4 protein-coding genes and 1 pseudogene are annotated in these 3,810 nt (G+C 70.4%); 2 read left to right on the top strand and 3 right to left on the bottom strand.

The window, feature by feature from the left end; genetic code table 11:
- The first annotated feature begins 76 nt into the window (after positions 1 to 76).
- Both metK and HUU95_RS10640 read left to right on the top strand, forming a co-directional pair.
- Positions 77 to 1,306: a methionine adenosyltransferase gene (metK, locus tag HUU95_RS10645; protein ID WP_174280091.1), complete on the top strand. Its 1,230-nt coding sequence runs from the start codon at positions 77 to 79 to the stop codon at positions 1,304 to 1,306.
- A gap of 242 nt (positions 1,307 to 1,548) precedes the next feature.
- Positions 1,549 to 2,151, top strand: coding sequence for a TIGR02466 family protein (locus HUU95_RS10640; RefSeq protein WP_174280090.1), 603 nt, complete (start codon positions 1,549 to 1,551; stop codon positions 2,149 to 2,151).
- Positions 2,152 to 2,236: 85 nt separating this feature from the next.
- On the opposite strand, the gene HUU95_RS10635 is transcribed toward HUU95_RS10640, so the two are convergent.
- The 3 genes and pseudogenes from HUU95_RS10635 to hrcA all read right to left on the bottom strand — a co-directional run.
- Positions 2,237 to 2,812, bottom strand: coding sequence for a plasmid pRiA4b ORF-3 family protein (locus tag HUU95_RS10635; protein WP_174280089.1), 576 nt, complete (start codon positions 2,810 to 2,812; stop codon positions 2,237 to 2,239).
- Positions 2,813 to 2,839: 27 nt separating this feature from the next.
- Positions 2,840 to 3,394 carry a nucleotide exchange factor GrpE gene (gene grpE / locus HUU95_RS10630; RefSeq protein ID WP_174280088.1) on the bottom strand — a complete coding sequence of 185 codons (555 nt, stop codon included), beginning with the start codon at positions 3,392 to 3,394 and terminating at the stop codon, positions 2,840 to 2,842.
- 14 nt (positions 3,395 to 3,408) lie between these two features.
- A pseudogene (gene hrcA / locus HUU95_RS10625) lies at positions 3,409 to 3,810 on the bottom strand (heat-inducible transcriptional repressor HrcA); the annotation flags it as partial.

Here is a 3,810-nt window from a genome sequence, read left to right as displayed (position 1 = left end):
GGCGGGGGCGATTGCCTTGCGCCGCCGCCGCCGCTAGGCTGACATATAAAGCTTTCCTTATATCAGCGGGACCAGCATGCGCGCCTCCTTCCTGTTCACGTCCGAGTCCGTCTCCGAGGGCCATCCCGACAAGGTCGCCGACCAGATCAGCGACGCCGTCGTCGACCTGTTCCTGGCCAGCGACCCGGAGGCGCGCGTCGCCTGCGAGACAATGGTGACGACGCAGAAGATCATCCTGTCGGGCGAGGTCCGCTCCAAAGACCGCGCGATCATCGCCGCCGACGGCGAACTGACCGACGAAGGCCGCGCCCGGATCGAGGCGGCCGCGCGCGCGGCGGTGAAGCGCATCGGCTACGAGCAGGACGGCTTCCACTGGCGCACCGCCACGTTCGAGAACAATCTCCACGCCCAATCCGCCCACATCGCGCAGGGCGTTGATGAGGGCGGTAACAAGGACGAGGGTGCGGGCGATCAGGGCATCATGTTCGGCTACGCCACCGACGAGACGCCCGATCACCTTCCCGCCACGCTCTATTACTCGCACCGCATCCTGGAGCGCATGGCCGCCGACCGCCACGCCGGCACCGTCGGCTTCCTGGAGCCCGACGCCAAGAGCCAGGTCACGCTGCAATATGAAAACGGCAAGCCGGTCCGCGCCACCGCGCTGGTCGTCTCCACCCAGCACGCGCCCGGCTATTTCGACGATGGCGGCGAGGGCTCGGACGCGGCCAAGTATGGCGAGCTGCGCGACTATGTCACCGGCGTGTTCCGCGACGTTCTCCCGGACGGCTTCATCACCGACGAGACCGCGATCTACGTCAACCCCACCGGCCGTTTCGAGATCGGCGGCCCCGACGGCGATTGCGGGCTGACCGGGCGCAAGATCATCGTCGACACCTATGGCGGCGCTTCGCCGCACGGCGGCGGCGCCTTCTCCGGCAAGGATCCGACCAAGGTCGATCGCTCCGCCGCCTATATCGCGCGCTACATGGCCAAGAACATCGTCGCCGCCGGCCTCGCCCGGCGCTGCACCATCCAGCTCTCCTACGCGATCGGCGTCGCCGAGCCGCTGAGCCTGTATGTCGACACGCACGGCACCGGCACCGTCGAGGAAGCCCGCATCGAGGCGGTGCTGCCCAAGCTGGTCCGCCTGACGCCCAAGGGCATCCGCACCCATCTGGGGCTCAACAAGCCGATCTACGCCCCCACCGCCGCCTACGGCCATTTCGGCCGCACCCCCGACGGCGAGCATTTCACCTGGGAGCGCACGGACCTGGCCGACCGGCTCAAGGCCGAGCTGGCCTAGCCATCGCCCCCACCGTCATGCTGAACTCGTTTCAGCATCCACGCGGATTGCTCCGATCAGAAGCGTGACGCTCGCGATCCATCGTCGCGCATGGATCGCATAGCCACCGTCATGCTGAACTTGTTTCAGCATCCACGCGGATTGCTCCGATCAGGAACGTGAGGCTCAAGACCTGTCGTCGCGCATGGACCCTCAAACAAGTTCAGGGTGACGAGGGAGAGGACGGCGGGTAGCTCCACGTCATGCCCGTCCGCCAGCTCTTCGCCACGCCCGTCTATGAGGGCACGCTCGACGACGCGGCGTTGCTGGCCGAGCTGGACCGCTCCGTCCGCGCGCTCGCCGCCGACGACGCCGCCGGCCGCCGCTGGTCGCGCGCGAACGGCTATCGCGGCTACACCTCCTATGCGTCGCTGAACGACCTGCCCGTCCGCGATCCCGCCTTTGCCGCGCTGCGGCGCCACCTCGACCGTCACGTCGCCGCCTTCGCCAGGGCCTGCGCGTTCGACCTCGCCGGTCGCCGGCTCAAGCTCGACAGCCTCTGGGTCAATCTGCTCAGGCCCGGCGGCGCCCATGCCGCGCACCTCCACCCGCACAGCATCGTGTCCGGCACGCTCTACGTCGCGCTCCCCGCCGGCGCGCGCGGCCTCAAGCTGGAGGACCCACGCCTGCCGATGATGATGGCCGCCCCGCCCCGCCTGCCCGACGCGCCCGAGGGCGCACGGACCTTCATCGAGCTCCGCCCCGCCCCCGGCACGATCCTGCTCTGGGAAAGCTGGCTCCGCCACGAAGTCCCCGCCGGCACCGGCGGCGGCGAGCGGATCAGCGTCAGCTTCAACTATCGATGATCCCCCTTGAGTCGATCTCGTCGGGCGCCGCTGACTCGGTGAGGATGGCCTAAGGCCGCTCCGGTCGGAGGCGGACGCAGCTCTGCTACCCGACGCACTGGCGGGCGATCGTCGCGATCGCGCGCTGGAGCGCGGGCTCGTCCATGTCCTCGGGGTCGAAGGGGCCGCCATGCCACTCAGATAGCTGCTCGTGGTCCTCGTGGGTCGGGTCAGCCACCGCGTCGAGGAACAGCGCGAAGCCGGGCAAGCCGCCGACGTCCTCGGGCGGGCAGCGCCGGGCGCCGGCGACCAGCCGAGGATAGCGGGTAGCGGCAGCGGCGGGCGCGACCGCCTCGACGGCGACCGTGTGCCGCCAGTCGTCGCCCAGGTCGTAGGTATAGGTGAACTGGCGGACTCCGCGCTCCACGAGGGCGCCGAGCGTCACCTTGCTGGCGGCGATGAGCGTGCGGTCCGGCCACCCGGGATCGGGCATGCCATAGCGGCGGTCGCCCGCGTCGAACCGCCAGAGATGATCGTCCTGCCAGCCCATCGCCGCCTGGATCACGTCATGCAGCAGCTTGAGGCTGCTGGTGACGGGTATCTCCACCGTGCGCCAGATCTCGGGCTCGATCCCGTCGAGGCTGATGCGCAGGCGCGCGATGGCGATCGGGGCCGTGCTCATCGGCGTCCGCGAGGATCGTGCCGGCCGCTATTCCGCCGCCTTGGCCACCCCCACCAGCGCGGGGCGGAGCAGGCGATCCTTGATCAGATAGCCGGCCTGCATCTCCTGGACGACCGTGCCCGGCGGCTCGTCGCTGGGCAGCTCCAGCATCGCCTGGTGCCGGTTGGGATCGAGCATCTCGCCCAGCGCGGCGATTTTCGTGATGCCGTGCCGCTCCAGCACCTTGTCGAGCTCGCGGCCCGTCGCGGCCAGGCCCGTCAGCAGGCCCTTGAAGCGCGGATCGTCGTGCGCGTCAGCGGGCATCGCCGCGAGCCCGCGCCCCAGATTGTCCGCCACGCCCAGCACATCGCGCGCGAAGCTGGTCACCGCATAGGCGCGCGTGTCGGCGGCCTCCTTCTCGGCGCGGCGACGGACGTTCTCCGCCTCGGCGCGCGCGTACAGCGCCTGCTGCCGGGCCTCGGCGAGCTGCGCCTCCAGCTCGGCGGTGCGATCATGCTCGGCCAGCTCGGGCGCGGCCGCCGCCGTCTCGGCGCGCAGGTCGTCGGCGGGCGCCGGCGCCTCGGTGGTCGTCTCGTCGGTCATGCCATTCCCTGTATTCAGCTGATCAGGCGGGCCAGCGTCGCGGCCGTGAAATCCACCATGGGCACAACCCGCGCATAGTTCAACCGCGTCGGCCCGATCACCCCCACCACCCCCACCACGCGCCCGCCCGGCCCGTGGAACGGCCGCGCGATGACGGAGGAGCCGGACAGCGCGAACAGCTTGTTCTCCGCGCCGATGAAGATGCGCGTGGCGTCGCCGGCGGCGGCTGAGTCGAGTAACGCGGCGATCTCGCCCTTGCCCTCCAGATCGTCGAGCAGGTCGCGCACGCGATCCAGATCGGCGGCGGCGGCGGCGTCGAGCAGCCGCCCCTGCCCGCGCACGATCAGCACCGGGCGGCGCTCGCCATCCTCGCTCCACACCGCCAGCCCCTGTTCGACCAGCGTCCGCGCCGCGCC

Source organism: Sphingomonas bacterium, assembly GCF_903643065.1.
Classification (GTDB): Bacteria; Pseudomonadota; Alphaproteobacteria; order Sphingomonadales; family Sphingomonadaceae; genus Sphingomonas.
Note: the sequence above shows the minus strand (reverse complement) of the source record. Positions and strands in the feature narration are given on the sequence as shown.